We start from the raw sequence: 13,489 nt of genomic DNA, 5'->3' as shown, positions 1-13,489 counted from the left end.
GGCTCGGGGTAGCGGCGCCGTCCCCTGCCGCCTATTGGAAGCGTCCCTGCCGCTGCAGCACCTCGATCTTGTAGCCATCTGGATCGGTGATGAAGAAGAAGCGGGCAATCATTGTACCATCGCGATTGAATTCAACGATCTTGTTGGGGTTGAGGCCCAGCGCAGAGACGCGCGCGTGCTCCGCATCGAGGTCGGAGACCGAGACGGCGAGATGGCCGTAGCCGTCGCCGAGCGCATAGGGTTCGGTCCGGCCCTTGTTGACCGTCAGTTCGAGCTCGAATTCGCTTTCAGCATTGCTGAGATAGACGAGCGTGAAGGTTTCGAAATCGAGCCGGTCGGCCACGTCAAGGCCGAAGGCCCGACGGTAGAATTCGACCGAACGGGCCTCGTCCAGGACGCGGATCATGGAGTGGATGGATTTTGCCAATTTGGGCCTCTTCTGCTTGCTGCGTTTGGCGAAAACCATTCGTCGAAAAATGGTCGCGATCAACGACAGCCCCGATACCACAATTGACAAACATTGGGTGATAAATGCCGGGAAGGACCGGGCTTTTCCATCACGGCCCTTCGTGACATATGAGATCACAGCCATCGCCTCGCTATGGCGAAATCGTCTAGCGACGATCCACGCACGCGCTGCCGATGCCGCACTCGCACCGACCGTCTCAAGGCGGAAGGCTGCTCTCAGGCGTTTGGCCGGTCGGCATCTTCCATTGCGTCCAGCGGTTCCATCGGCACCCCCGGCACGCCGGTCCAGATGCCGGATGGTTTGACAAAGCCGATGATCTCCGCCGCGAGCAGCGTGTCGACGAACTCGGTGAATTCGATCACGCGTCCCTCGCGAAAGGTCAGCTTGTCCATCATCTCGGTGTCGAAGAATTTGTCTTCCGGGATGAAACGAACCGGACCGGTCCGATGGACCACCGCCGTGTCGCCGTCCACGTGCATGCTTTCGATCTTCATGACGGACAGGTCCCAGTTCGCGATCAAATCAGCAAAACGGGCCCGGATCTCGGATGCGCCCTCGACCATGTGCGTCAGCGGACCCAGGCGAAAGTTGCCCGCAATGCGGAAGCTGGCGTCCGGGTCGACAAGGCTCATCACCGCGTCAAGATCATGGTCATTCCGGGCCCTGTAGAACGCCCGGACAGTTCTCTCGAGTTCGCTGCGATCCATCATGGATGCCTCCCTCCGTTTGAACGGAGGGAGTGTGCGCCCGTTAGCCATCGCAGGCAATTCCGGGCGCCGCATCATTTTGGATTAACTTTTGCAGATTTGACGCGAGAGGTGAGCGGGCAGCGCTGCCCCCCGCCGCCGATCACTCCTGGTGCAGGTTTCGCCGCGACAGGTTGCGCACGTCGCGTTCACCGCAGAGCGCCATGGTGGTGTCGAGTTCCTTGCGGATGATCTCCAGCGCCTTGGTGACGCCGCGCTTTCCGCCGGCGCCGAGGCCATAGAGGAAGGGGCGGCCGATATGGGTGCCCTTGGCGCCGTAGCAGAGCGCCTTCAGGACGTCCTGGCCGGAGCGGATGCCGCCATCGAGATGCACCTCCATGTGCCCGCCGACGGCATCGACGATGCGCGGCAGCATGCTGATCGTCGACGGCGCGCCGTCGAGCTGACGGCCGCCGTGGTTCGAGACGATGATCGCGTCGGCGCCGGTGGACACGGCCATGCGCGCGTCCTCTTCGTCAAGGATGCCCTTGAGGATCAGCTTGCCGCCCCAGCGCTCCTTGATCCAGGCGACGTCCTTCCAGGAGAGCTGCGGGTCGAACTGCTCGCTCGTCCAGACCGAGAGCGAGGTGAGATCGGTGACGCTTTTGGCGTGGCCGACGATGTTTCCAAAGGTGCGGCGCTTCGTGCCCAGCATCTGGGCGCACCAGAGCGGCCGCGTCGCCATCTGCCAGATATGCTTCGGCGTGAACCTGGGCGGTGCGGACAGACCATTGCGGATGTCCTTGTGGCGCTGGCCGAGAAGCTGCAGGTCGAGCGTCAGCACAAGTGCCGAGCACCCGGCGGCCTTGGCGCGATCGATCAGGTTCTCCACGAATTCGCGGTCTTGCATGACGTAGAGCTGGAACCAGAACGGCTTCGTCGTGACAGAAGCAATGTCCTCGATCGAGCAGATGCTCATGGTCGAAAGCGTGAAGGGAATGCCGAACTCCTCGGCGGCCTGCGCCGCCAGCATCTCGCCATCGGCGTGCTGCATTCCGGTCATTCCGGTCGGGGCGAGCGCGACGGGCATCGACACCTTCTCGCCGATCATCTCGCTTGCAAGCGACCGGTTGGTCATGTCGACCAGCACACGCTGGCGCAGCTTTACCTTATGGAAATCCTCCTCGTTCGCCCGGTAGGTGCCTTCGGTATAGGCGCCGGAATCGGCATAGTCGAAGAACATCTTCGGCACGCGGCGCTTCGCGCGCGCCTTCAGGTCGGCGATCGTCAGGATATCTTCCACGCTAGTCTCCCCCCAGTCAGGACGGACGGCATGCCGGACGGCGCCGCCAGAAATCAACGTCCGCCTTTTAGGGCCGGAAGGTGTATTCGGCAATCGATTCCGGCTTCATCTCGATCGAAAATCCCGGTTTGGTTGGCGGCATGTAGGCAGCGTCTTGAATGACGCAGGGATCAACGAAATGCTCGTGCAGGTGGTCGACATATTCGATCACCCTGCCCTCTTTCGTGGCGGAGACGGCGACGTAATCGATCATCGACAGGTGCTGGACATATTCGCAAAGCCCGACGCCACCGGCGTGCGGCCAGGCGGGCAGCCCATATTTCGCCGCGACCAGCAGCACCGCCAGCACCTCGTTCAACCCGCCCATGCGGCATGAGTCGATCTGGACGATGTCGATGGCCCCTTCCGCGATGAACTGCTTGAACATGATGCGGTTCTGGCACATCTCGCCGGTCGCGACCTTCACCGGGCCTACGCCCGCGCGGATCTTGCGATGGCCAGTAATGTCGTCCGGGCTGGTCGGCTCCTCGATGAAGTAGGGCTTGGCAAAGGCAAGCTTCTTCACCCAGTCGATTGCCTGGTCCACTTCCCAGACCTGGTTGGCGTCGATCATCAGGAAACGGTCCGGGCCGATCACCTCGCGGGCGATCGTGAGCCTGCGGATATCGTCGTCAAGGTCGCGGCCGACCTTCATCTTCACGTGGTTGAAGCCGGCGTCCACCGCCTCCTGGCAAAGGCGCCGCAGCTTTTCCTCCGGATAGCCGAGCCAGCCTGCCGAGGTGGTGTAGCAGGCATAGCCCTCACGCTTCAGCGTCTCGATTCGCTCGGCCTTTCCAACCTCGGCCTTTTTCAGGATCGCAACTGCCTCGTCACGGGTCAGGACGTCGGTGAGGTAACGGAAGTCGACAATATCGGCGATCTCCTCCGGCGAGAGCTCGCAGACGAGTTGCCAGACGGGCTTGGCGGACTGCTTGGCCAGCAAGTCCCACACCGAATTGACGATCGCACCGGTGGCAAGGTGCATCGCCCCCTTGTCCGGTCCGATCCAGCGCAACTGGCTGTCGCCCGTCAGGTGTCGCCAATATTTTCCGGGCGCTTTGCGCACCGCGTCCAGCTCCGTGCCGACGACCAGATGCTCCATGGCCCTGATCGCCATGCAGCAGATGTCGTTGCCGCGGCCGATGGTGAAGGTCAGTCCGTGGCCGGTAAGCCCAGGCTGGTCGGTGTCGAGGATGACATAGGCGGCCGAATAATCCGGATCGGGGTTCATCGCGTCGGAGCCGTCCAGGTTCTGCGATGTCGGGAAGCGCAGGTCGAACACGCGCATGCCTGTGATACGAGCCATTTTGTCCTCCTACGCAGCGAGCGGCGACGGTCCAGGCGATGCGCCGCCGTTGATGCTTGTCAAGTCATAATTGTACTTTATACATAAGAGACAAAAAATATCGCTGTCAACGACAGGAACAAACAGCGGCTTGAACGTTTACGCCGCTCTGCGCAACATAGGTCCGAACGCGGCAACTCGGGGGAATGCGCCATGTTCATCGACACGCACCTGCACCTGATCGACCAGTCGAGGCTTGCCTACCCCTGGCTTTCCGGCGCCGGCGACCTGAACCGTGATTTCACCTATGCCGAATACGCGCGGGAAGCGAAGCGGCTCGGCATCGAGACGGCGCTGCATATGGAGGTCGACGTCGCGACCTCGGATATCGAGGTCGAGACCGAGGTGGTACGAGCCCTCGCCGACACCACCGGCGACCTGATCCGGGGCGTGATCGCCGCCTGCCGGCCGGAAGAGATCGACTTTCCCGCCTATCTGGAAAAGTGCACGGCCGATCCGTTCGTGAAGGGGCTTCGTCGCGTGCTGCACGTCGTTCCCGACGACATTTCGGAGCAGGCGCTCTTTCGCGACAATCTCAAGCGGTTGGCAAGCGGTCGGCTGACCTTCGACATCTGCATGCTGGCGCGCCAGCAGCCGCTCGCGCTCACGTTGATCGACAGCGCGCCGGCCGTTCACTTCGTGCTTGATCATTGCGGCGTCCCGGACATCGTCTCCGGTGCCTTCGACAACTGGAAGCGCGGGATCAGCGGGATTGCACAGCGGCCGAACGTGACGGCCAAGGTCTCTGGCATCGTCGCCTATGCGGATCCGCAGACCTGGACCGTCGACACCATCCGGCCCTATGCCGAGCACATCGTCTCCGCCTTCGGCTGGGATCGGGTCGTCTGGGGCAGCGACTGGCCGGTCTGCACGCGCGGCGGCGGCCTTTCCGTCTGGGTCGGCGCGACGCAGGCGATTTTCGGCGCTTGCACGCCCGAGGAGCGGGAAAAACTTTACCGAGGAAATGCCAAACGTATCTGGAACCTATGAGGCGTCATCTGTGTGGTCGGCTGTGCGCACCACAAGACAATCCCATCCGCCACGCTCGGGCGGAACGGTTATCCCCCGATCAGGCCGAAGACCAAGGCCACGACGAAGAGGAAGGCCGCAGCGGCGACCACGTTGCAGACGATCCCGTCCAGAGCCCAGCGCTGGGTGCGTTTCGAACGTTCGGACTGCGCTTCGCGCTTGTGACCAAAGCCCGCCTTGCCGACAGCATTCGCGTTGCCCATCGTCGTCTTCCTTTCGTTCGGACGCCCCGTTGGACAAGCGCCATCCGTCGGACCTGTCATGCCCGCGACTGCAAATTATAGAGAATGTCTATAAGAATGATAGGGTTCATTTTCTCTTTTTTGCCACAATCGTAAACAGCCGTACCCGGCGGAACGGCAATGACTTTCTGTCTGTCCGTCGCGCCGGATCGGATCCAATCCCGCTCCGCGCGTGGAAGCGTAGAGGCCACGAAACAGGTTAGCAGTCCGCCTTAGGGAGTGCTAATATTTGCCGCCGCATCGCTGAGAACGAAACTCAAAGGGCACTTTGCGACCGAAGGAGGAGAAGTAAAATGGCTGCGAAGGAAGTGAAGTTTCATACCGAAGCCCGCGAAAAGATGCTGCGTGGCGTCGACATCCTTGCCAATGCAGTCAAAGTGACGCTCGGCCCGAAGGGGCGCAACGTGGTGCTCGACAGGTCGTTCGGCGCTCCCCGCATCACCAAGGACGGGGTCACGGTGGCAAAGGAGGTCGAACTTGAGGACAAGTTCGAGAACATGGGCGCCCAGATGGTGCGCGAAGTGGCCTCGAAGACGAGCGACATCGCCGGCGATGGCACCACCACCGCAACCGTTTTGGCCCAGGCGATCGTCCTGGAAGGCGCAAAGGCCGTCGCCGCCGGCATGAACCCGATGGACCTCAAGCGCGGTATCGACAAGGCGGTCGAGGCCATCGTCGAGGAACTCAGGAAGAATGCCCGCAAGATCACCCGGAACGACGAGATCGCCCAGGTCGGCACTATCTCAGCCAATGGCGACACCGAAATCGGCCGCTTCCTGGCCGAGGCGATGGAGAAGGTCGGAAACGAAGGCGTCATTACCGTGGAGGAGGCCAAGACCGCCGAGACCGAGTTGGAGGTGGTGGAGGGCATGCAGTTCGACCGGGGCTATCTCTCCCCCTATTTCATCACCGACCAGGAAAGGATGCGCGTCGAACTGGAGGAGCCGTATCTCCTCATCCACGAAAAGAAGCTCTCCAACCTGCAGGCGATGCTTCCCGTCCTCGAGGCGGTGGTCCAGTCGGGCAAGCCGCTGCTGATCATTGCCGAAGACGTGGAGGGTGAGGCTCTCGCCACGCTGGTCGTCAACAAGCTTCGCGGCGGCCTGAAAGTCGCGGCGGTCAAGGCACCGGGTTTCGGCGACCGTCGCAAGGCGATGCTGGAGGACATCGCCATCCTGACCAACGGCACGACGATCTCCGAAGACCTCGGCATCAAGCTCGAACACGTCACGCTGGAGATGTTGGGCCGGGCCAAGAAGGTTATGGTGGAAAAAGAGCACACCACGATCGTGGATGGGGCCGGCACCAAGCAGGAAATCCAGGGACGCATCACCCAGATCAGGGCGCAGATCGAGGAAACAACGTCCGAATACGATCGGGAAAAGCTCCAGGAGCGGTTGGCCAAGCTTGCCGGTGGCGTTGCTGTCATCCGGGTCGGGGGCTCGACCGAAGTCGAGGTCCGGGAACGCAAGGACCGGGTCGACGATGCAATGCATGCGACCAGGGCTGCGGTTGAGGAAGGCATCCTGCCTGGCGGCGGCATTGCCCTGCTCAGAGCAGTGGCGGCGCTTGGCGGCGTGCAGACCGACAACCCCGACCAGAAGCACGGTGTCGAGATCGTCCGCCGCGCCATCGAGGCTCCAGTGCGCCAGATCGCGGAAAACGCCGGCGCCGAAGGCTCGATCATCGTCGGCCGGCTGCGCGAGGTGGCCGATTTCAGCTATGGCTGGAACGCACAGACAAACGCGTTCGGCGACATGTTCGCGCAAGGCGTCATCGACCCGGTGAAGGTCGTTCGCACCGCACTCCAGGATGCGGCGTCGGTAGCGGGCTTGCTGGTCACCACGGAAGCCATGATCGCCGAGAAGCCGAAAAAGGAAGGCCCAATGCCGCAGATGCCGCCAGGCGGCATGGACTTCTGACGACAGCACCGTATCCGCACCAAGGAGCGGGTACGGTGTTCACATCTCAAGCCGTTCGGCGAAGAACTCCCTGCAGTTCATCCCCCATCGCCCCCATGCGGAGATCGGCGGCGGACTTGATCTGTCTTCAAGTTGGGTGCAAGCAAGACAGTCAAAGGCTGCTCGCAAAGAGACAAAAAGCCGAAAAAGGGGAACAAGGGCATGGAAGTTAACAAAACCCGCGGGTCGGGACCGCAAACAATCTACGGCAAGATTCGCCAGGAAATCCTGACGATGGCAATGAAGCCCGGCAGCCCTCTGGACGAGGCGAGCCTTTCCGAGCGTTTCGGGATGTCGCGCACGCCCGTGCGCGAGGCGCTGCTGAGATTGGCGGCTGACGGGCTGGTGACCACGTTACCGAACCGCAACACCGTGGTCGCGGCCATCGACTTCGCAGCACTTCCGGCCTATTTCGACGCCTTGACGCTGATGTACCGGGCCACGACGCGCGCCGCCGCGATGCGCAAGGATCGCGAGGCCATCGCCAAGATCCGCAATCACCACGACGACTTCACCAAAGCCGTGGACGAGCAGGATGCGTTCGCGATGATCGAGGCCAATCGCGAGTTCCACGTCGCAATCGCCGAACTCGGCGGCAACCCCTACTACACGGCCTTCTTTGCACGGCTGCTGGACGAGGGCAGGCGCATCCTGCGCCTGTACTACTCGTCTTTCAATGATCGGCTGCCGCGTGAATTTGTCGATGAACACGAGGAAATCATCGCCGCGATCGAGGCCGGCGACATCGACCGGTGCGACCGGCTGGCGACGAAACACGCGACCCAGATCGTTCGCCAGATCCAAGATTATGTCGCTCGTGACCTGCAACGCCCGATCGATTTCGCGGCGGCGTAGTCACTCCGATGGCGATCGCAGGTCGCACCTGCAATCGCCGTAAGCATCGACGTCAGGCGAGCGGGCCGCCGCGCTCCTTCACCATCGTCATGAGGCGGGTGAGCACGGCGCCGGACTGGCGCACGCCGTCGTGCTCGTACTCGTTCGTGACCCAGGCCTCGAGGTTGCCGACGCGGCGGGCGGTATCGAGCGACAACCCCGCGTCGACATACATGTCGTCGAAATAGATGGCGGCGGCGACGGGTACTTCATTTGTCGCCAGCCGTTCCGGATCGTAGAGCCTGCCGTGGCTCTTGCGGGCGGCGAGCGCCTCCGCGCCGGCGCGGAACGGACGCAGCGAACGGATCTCCTCGAACATCCACGGATACAACATTTCGCCGGTGAGTTGCAGCGGCCGGTGATCCTCGGCGAAGTCGGGATATTCGGCACGGATATGCTCTGCAGCCCAGTCGGTGGCGCCGTCTCCCTGGCCGTAGATGCTCTCATGGAGAACGGCAAAAAGCGGATTGGCGTCATAGGAGGTGAGCGCCATGACGGAGGCAAGGAAGTGGTCCGACAGGCGATCCTCGCCCGGGCCCGAAAACGCCTCGTCCATCAGCCAGTGGACGTTTTCGAGGCCTGGCGCCATGCCCAAGTCGATGCCGAGGGTCTGCAGCCGGCGCACGGTCAGCCGGTCGCCGTCCGGCAGGCGGACGTCGTTGTCGGCGATAAAGTCGGCGATGCGACCGATCCGCTCGCGATCGTGCGGATAACGATGGTAGTAGCGCGCGTTCTTCTCCGCCACGCGCGGATAGGTGCGGCGATAGACATCGGCGGCCGTCGCGTCCAGTCCCGCCAATCCGCCGGTCACGTAGCAGGCCGCAAGCCCTTCCGGTGCCTTCGACAGGTAGGTCAGCGTCAGAAATCCGCCATAACTCTGGCCGAGCGTCGACCACCTCGCACCGCCAAACACGGCCTTTCGCAGGTGCTCGCAATCCGCGACGATGCTGTCGGCGCGGAACTGGGAGAGGTAGTCAGCGGCCGCCTCCGCGTCTTCAAAGCCGGCCATGGTCGCGCTTTCGATGCGCGTGCTTCGACCGGTGCCGCGTTGATCGACGAGGATGACGCGGTGGGTCTTCAGTGCCTCGGCGAGCCAGGATGGCCCGCCGCCGGTTGGGCGCGGCGACTTTCCTCCGGGGCCGCCCTGCAGGAAAACAAGCATCGGCAGGGTTTCGCGTTGCCGCGCGGGATCACAAACCTCCCGGGCGAACACGTTGATCGTTGCGCCATCGGGCCTCGACCAATCCAGCGGGACAGGCACGACATGGTCACGAAAAAACATTCCCGGAATGGTATACTCTCGGACAGTCAATGGTTGATCCTCGTCATTGGATTGAATTGCTCCCGGCGGCATGGCGCGAAAGCGAGATGGCGACCATAGCAGTCGCCACGCCTGTCGACAAATTGCCTACAAAGGAAATATGCTCGCTGCCCTGATGGAACGTGGCCCCGCCTTACCGGCGTCGGCCGTCTTCGCCAATTCGAAACTGGAGCCTCGCATGTCTTTTTCAACCCCTCCCGCACCCATCACCGACGCAGAGCGACAGCTGCGGCTCTATCGGCTGCGCCAGGACATGCAGGCAGGCGGCTTCGCCGGCGTTCTGCTCGGCTCCACGGAAAGCCTGCGCTATTTCACCGGCCTTGAATGGCACCAAAGCGAACGCCTGCTCGGCGCGCTCGTCACCCCTTCCGACCTCTCCTACATCGTTCCCGCGTTCGAGCGCAGCCGCGTGGAAACCCTGCCGCACCTTCCGGGCGACATCGCCACATGGGAGGAGGAGGAAAGCCCTGCGGCACTCGTGGCCGCATTGCTCGGACCGAAGGGGCGGCTGGCACTCGACGACGCGCTCCCGCTCTTCAGTTTCCACGCGCTCGCGGCATGTCTGGGCATGGATCGGCTCGCCGACGGCGGCCGTCTGGTCCGCGACCTGCGCCTGCGCAAGTCGCCGGCCGAGATCGCGATCATTCAATATGCGATGGGACTGACGCTGGAGGTTCAGAAACGCGCCCACGCCATCATGAAGCCCGGCATCCGCGCTTCCGACGTCGTTCGCTATATCGACGAACAGCACCGGGCACTCGGCGCAGCAGGCGGTTCGACCTTCTGCATCGTCTCCTTCGGCACGGCCACCGCGCTGCCGCATGGCGCCGAAGGCGACCAGACGCTTGCGGCGGGCGACGTCATCCTCGTCGACACCGGAGCGAGGATCGACGGCTATCACTCCGACCTGACCAGGACCTATGTGCTGGACGAGCCGGATGCCGAGTTCGCCCGCGCGTGGGCGATCGAGCGTGAAGCACAGCAGGCCGTTTTTGATGCAGCGAAGATCGGCGCACCTTGCCACAGTCTCGACGACGCCGCGCGCGCCGTGTTTACGCGCCACGGGCTGGGACCCGATTACAAGCTCCCGGGCCTGCCGCATCGTGCCGGCCACGGGTTGGGGCTCGAGATCCACGAGGAGCCCTATCTCGTTCGCGGCAACACGGTGCCACTTGCCGAAGGCATGTGCTTCTCCAACGAGCCGATGCTCGTTTTCCCCGATCGCTTCGGCATCCGGCTCGAGGACCACATCCACATGACGGCAAACGGTCCGGCATGGTTTACGCACCCGGCGAAGGGCCCCGCCGAGCCATTCGCCTGAGCAACCCGACCGTGACGGCGGCGGCACCCTTGCCGCCGTGCCCGTTTGACTGCCCTTTCTGGTGTCAGGCGGGATGATCAGACTACGGAATGAGGACGGCCGCGCCGCTGAGCCGTCCGGCCCGCAGATCGGCAAGCGCATCGTTCGCACGTGCCAGTGGATAGGTGACGGTGTGCGTCCGGACAGACGCCTTGCGCGCGATCTCGAAAAATTCCCGCCCGTCCCGGCGCGTCAGGTTGGCAACCGATGCGACGCTCCGCTCCCCCCAGAGAATGGAATAGGGCATGGCCGGCAGATCGCTCATATGGATGCCGCCGCAGACGACGCGCCCGCCCTTGCGGACAGCACGGAGGGCGGCGGCAACGAGTTCGCCGGCGGGGGCGAAGATGATGGCGGCGTCCAGTTCGACCGGCGCCGGCAAGTGTGAGCTTCCCGCCCAGACCGCTCCAAGACTGATTGCAAAGGCCTGCGCATCGCCGTCGCCCTCGCGGGTGAAGGCATAGACCTCGCGCCCCTGCCAGCGGCAGACCTGAGTGATGATATGGGCGGCGGCGCCAAAGCCGTAGATGCCGATGCGTTCGCTATCGCCTGCCTTCTTCAGGGCACGCCAGCCGATCAACCCGGCGCAAAGGAGCGGCGCGAGCGAGGCCGCATCCTGAGTGCGCTCCAGCTCGAAGGCGAAATCGGCATCGGCAAGTGTGTGCGTCGCAAAGCCACCGTCGCAGGTGTAGCCGGTGAACAGCGGTTGGTCGCAGAGATTTTCCTCGTCGCGGCGACAGTAGGGACATTGGCCGCACGCATGGCCGAGCCATGGAACGCCGACGCGGCGTCCGATCCTGTCGCTGGAGACGCCGCCTCCGACCGCTTCGACGATGCCGACGATTTCATGGCCGGGGACGAGCGGCAGTTTCGGTTCGGGCAGGTCGCCGTCGACGACGTGCAGGTCGGTGCGGCAGACGGCGCAGGCCTCCACTCGGATCAATAGCTGGCCGGCAAGCGGCAGTGGATCGGGCCGCTCGACCAGGCGAAGCGGGTCGCCGATCCTCTCCAGGATCATCGCCTTCATCGCGCTTCCTTCCGCGCATGAGCGGATATCAGTCTACCGCGTTCGAGCGATTGGAAAAGAAGCAGCGAACCCGGGTCGGCTCACCTTTGTTGAAATGCACGTTCAACAGCGGTGAGCCAACCGGTGGCAAGGCCTTTAGGCCGCCTTGGCGTTGTCCGTATCCGGCGCCGAGGTGCGCATCAGATGGTCGAAGGCGGCAAGCGAAGCCTTGGCACCCTCGCCGACAGCGATCACGATCTGCTTGTAGGGCACCGTCGTGCAGTCGCCGGCGGCAAAGACACCGGGAACCGAGGTCTGGCCGTGGTTGTCGACGACGATCTCGCCACGCGAGGACAGCTCGATGGTGCCCTTCAGCCATTCCGTGTTCGGCAGCAAGCCGATCTGCACGAAGATGCCCTCCAGCGAAAGCGTGTGGCGCTGGCCGGCAATCCGGTTCTCGTAAACGAGGCCTGTGACCCTCTGGCCGTCACCGACCACCTCCGTCGTCCTGGCATTGAGCAGAATTTCGACGTTCGGCAGGCTACGGAGCTTGCGCTGCAGCACGTCGTCGGCGCGCAGCTTGCCGTCGAACTCGATCAGCGTCACGTGGCTGACGATGTTGGCGAGGTCGATCGCCGCTTCGACGCCGGAATTGCCGCCGCCGATGACCGCCACCCGCTTGCCCTTGAACAGCGGCCCGTCGCAATGTGGACAGTAGGCCACGCCCTTGTTGCGGTACTTGTCCTCGCCCGGAACCTCCATCTGCCGCCAGCGTGCGCCGGTGGAGAGGATCACCGTCTTCGAGCGCAGCGTCGCGCCGTTGGCCAGTTCGACGGCGATCAGGTCCCTCCCCGGCACCAGCTTCTCGGCGCGCTGCAGGTTCATGATGTCGACGTCATAGTCCTTCACATGCGCCTCCAGCGAAGCGGCAAGCTGCGGCCCTTCGGTATGGCGAACGGAGATGAAGTTCTCGATCGACATCGTGTCGAGCACCTGCCCGCCGAAGCGCTCGGCGGCAATGCCGGTGCGGATGCCCTTGCGCGCCGCATAGATCGCAGCCGCCGCCCCTGCCGGACCGCCGCCGATGACGAGCACTTCATAGGGCTCTTGTGCGTTGAGCTTCGCCGCGGCGCGGGCGGCGGAATTGGTATCGAGCTTGGCGACGATCTCCTCGATCTCCATGCGGCCCTGGGCGAAGACCTCGCCGTTGAGGTAGACGGTCGGGACCGACATTACCTGACGGCTTTCGACCTCCGCCGGGAACACGCCGCCGTCGATGGCGACGTGCTTGATGCGCGGATTGAGCACGGCCATCAGGTTCAGCGCCTGCACCACGTCCGGGCAGTTCTGGCAGGACAGCGAGAAATAGGTCTCGAAGGTCAGGTCGGTGTCGAGCTCGCGGACCTGGTCGATGATCGCCTGCTCAACGCGGGGCGGATGGCCGCCGACCTGCAGGAGCGCCAGCACGAGCGAGGTGAATTCGTGGCCGAGGGGAATGCCGGCAAACCGCAAATGGATGTCGTGGCCGGGGCTGCTCAGCGCGAATGACGGCGCGCGCTCGCCATCGTCGCCGCGCTCGGTCAGGGAAATCTTGTCGTTCAGCGCCACCAGTTCGTTCAGCAGCGTCATCATCTCCTGCGACTTCGCGCTGTCGTCGGTCGAGGCCGTGATCTCGACGGGGCGAACGAGCTTTTCGAGATAGGCATTGAGCTGGGATTTGAGATTGTCGTCGAGCATCGGGCACTCCGTATAAGAGCAATTCCAGCAAGAGCGGGCAGGGTCTCGCGTTCGGAATTGCGTACAAACAAGCAGTTAGACATCGCGGCCGCGGTCT

The 13,489-nt window shown here is 63.3% G+C and carries 12 protein-coding genes; 4 read left to right on the top strand and 8 right to left on the bottom strand.

Annotation, left to right across the window (positions count from 1 at the left end):
• Positions 1 to 31: 31 nt before the first annotated feature.
• The 4 genes from J2Y48_RS11635 to J2Y48_RS11620 all read right to left on the bottom strand — a co-directional run bounded on the left by J2Y48_RS11635 (position 32) and on the right by J2Y48_RS11620 (position 3,803).
• Positions 32 to 427 (bottom strand): VOC family protein, encoded by a 396-nt coding sequence (locus tag J2Y48_RS11635; RefSeq protein WP_310417499.1) that lies wholly within the window; start codon positions 425 to 427, stop codon positions 32 to 34.
• A gap of 257 nt (positions 428 to 684) precedes the next feature.
• Positions 685 to 1,179 (bottom strand): nuclear transport factor 2 family protein, encoded by a 495-nt coding sequence (locus J2Y48_RS11630; protein WP_310417496.1) that lies wholly within the window; start codon positions 1,177 to 1,179, stop codon positions 685 to 687.
• Positions 1,180 to 1,318: 139 nt separating this feature from the next.
• Positions 1,319 to 2,458: an alpha-hydroxy acid oxidase gene (locus tag J2Y48_RS11625; protein WP_310417492.1), complete on the bottom strand. Its 1,140-nt coding sequence runs from the start codon at positions 2,456 to 2,458 to the stop codon at positions 1,319 to 1,321.
• 67 nt (positions 2,459 to 2,525) lie between these two features.
• A complete protein-coding gene (locus J2Y48_RS11620; protein ID WP_310417489.1) occupies positions 2,526 to 3,803 on the bottom strand; it encodes an L-fuconate dehydratase in 1,278 nt (425 codons plus the stop codon).
• A 192-nt stretch (positions 3,804 to 3,995) separates the two neighbouring features.
• On the opposite strand from J2Y48_RS11620, the gene J2Y48_RS11615 reads away from it, so the two are divergent.
• Entirely contained in the window at positions 3,996 to 4,832 is an 837-nt protein-coding gene (locus tag J2Y48_RS11615; protein WP_310417485.1) for an amidohydrolase, read from the top strand.
• Positions 4,833 to 4,900: 68 nt separating this feature from the next.
• On the opposite strand, the gene J2Y48_RS11610 is transcribed toward J2Y48_RS11615, so the two are convergent.
• Complete coding sequence (locus tag J2Y48_RS11610; RefSeq protein ID WP_310417482.1) at positions 4,901 to 5,074, bottom strand: hypothetical protein; 174 nt, start codon at positions 5,072 to 5,074, stop codon at positions 4,901 to 4,903.
• Positions 5,075 to 5,406: 332 nt separating this feature from the next.
• On the opposite strand from J2Y48_RS11610, the gene groL reads away from it, so the two are divergent.
• On the top strand, positions 5,407 to 7,035 hold the full coding sequence (gene groL / locus J2Y48_RS11605; RefSeq protein ID WP_310417478.1) for a chaperonin GroEL: 1,629 nt from the start codon (positions 5,407 to 5,409) through the stop codon (positions 7,033 to 7,035).
• Between the two features lie 201 nt (positions 7,036 to 7,236).
• Positions 7,237 to 7,929, top strand: a complete 693-nt coding sequence (locus J2Y48_RS11600; protein ID WP_310417475.1) for a GntR family transcriptional regulator — start codon at positions 7,237 to 7,239, stop codon at positions 7,927 to 7,929.
• A 52-nt stretch (positions 7,930 to 7,981) separates the two neighbouring features.
• On the opposite strand, the gene J2Y48_RS11595 is transcribed toward J2Y48_RS11600, so the two are convergent.
• Positions 7,982 to 9,322: an alpha/beta fold hydrolase gene (locus J2Y48_RS11595; RefSeq protein ID WP_310417472.1), complete on the bottom strand. Its 1,341-nt coding sequence runs from the start codon at positions 9,320 to 9,322 to the stop codon at positions 7,982 to 7,984.
• A 145-nt stretch (positions 9,323 to 9,467) separates the two neighbouring features.
• Between J2Y48_RS11595 and J2Y48_RS11590 the strand changes: the two genes are divergently transcribed.
• Positions 9,468 to 10,610 carry a Xaa-Pro peptidase family protein gene (locus J2Y48_RS11590; protein WP_310417469.1) on the top strand — a complete coding sequence of 381 codons (1,143 nt, stop codon included), beginning with the start codon at positions 9,468 to 9,470 and terminating at the stop codon, positions 10,608 to 10,610.
• A gap of 82 nt (positions 10,611 to 10,692) precedes the next feature.
• On the opposite strand, the gene J2Y48_RS11585 is transcribed toward J2Y48_RS11590, so the two are convergent.
• Positions 10,693 to 11,676 (bottom strand): zinc-dependent alcohol dehydrogenase family protein, encoded by a 984-nt coding sequence (locus J2Y48_RS11585; protein WP_310417466.1) that lies wholly within the window; start codon positions 11,674 to 11,676, stop codon positions 10,693 to 10,695.
• A gap of 135 nt (positions 11,677 to 11,811) precedes the next feature.
• The gene (gene ahpF / locus J2Y48_RS11580) at positions 11,812 to 13,392 is read right to left on the bottom strand and encodes an alkyl hydroperoxide reductase subunit F (RefSeq protein ID WP_310417463.1); all 1,581 of its coding nucleotides are present in this window, start codon (positions 13,390 to 13,392) and stop codon (positions 11,812 to 11,814) included.
• Positions 13,393 to 13,489 lie beyond the last annotated feature (97 nt).

This window comes from Mycoplana sp. BE70, assembly GCF_031455855.1.
Classification (GTDB): Bacteria; Pseudomonadota; Alphaproteobacteria; order Rhizobiales; family Rhizobiaceae; genus Mycoplana.
This window is presented reverse-complemented; position numbering and strand designations above follow the sequence as displayed.

Excerpts from the sequence above, each read along its gene's own strand:
- J2Y48_RS11630 (WP_310417496.1), bottom strand. The coding sequence starts at position 1,179 with ATGATGGATCGCAGCGAACTCGAGAGAACTGTCCGGGCGTTCTACAGG.
- J2Y48_RS11620 (WP_310417489.1), bottom strand. The coding sequence starts at position 3,803 with ATGGCTCGTATCACAGGCATGCGCGTGTTCGACCTGCGCTTCCCGACA.
- J2Y48_RS11615 (WP_310417485.1), top strand. The coding sequence starts at position 3,996 with ATGTTCATCGACACGCACCTGCACCTGATCGACCAGTCGAGGCTTGCC.
- J2Y48_RS11610 (WP_310417482.1), bottom strand. The coding sequence starts at position 5,074 with ATGGGCAACGCGAATGCTGTCGGCAAGGCGGGCTTTGGTCACAAGCGC.
- groL (WP_310417478.1), top strand. The coding sequence starts at position 5,407 with ATGGCTGCGAAGGAAGTGAAGTTTCATACCGAAGCCCGCGAAAAGATG.
- J2Y48_RS11600 (WP_310417475.1), top strand. The coding sequence starts at position 7,237 with ATGGAAGTTAACAAAACCCGCGGGTCGGGACCGCAAACAATCTACGGC.
- J2Y48_RS11595 (WP_310417472.1), bottom strand. The coding sequence starts at position 9,322 with ATGCCGCCGGGAGCAATTCAATCCAATGACGAGGATCAACCATTGACT.
- J2Y48_RS11590 (WP_310417469.1), top strand. The coding sequence starts at position 9,468 with ATGTCTTTTTCAACCCCTCCCGCACCCATCACCGACGCAGAGCGACAG.
- J2Y48_RS11585 (WP_310417466.1), bottom strand. The coding sequence starts at position 11,676 with ATGAAGGCGATGATCCTGGAGAGGATCGGCGACCCGCTTCGCCTGGTC.
- ahpF (WP_310417463.1), bottom strand. The coding sequence starts at position 13,392 with ATGCTCGACGACAATCTCAAATCCCAGCTCAATGCCTATCTCGAAAAG.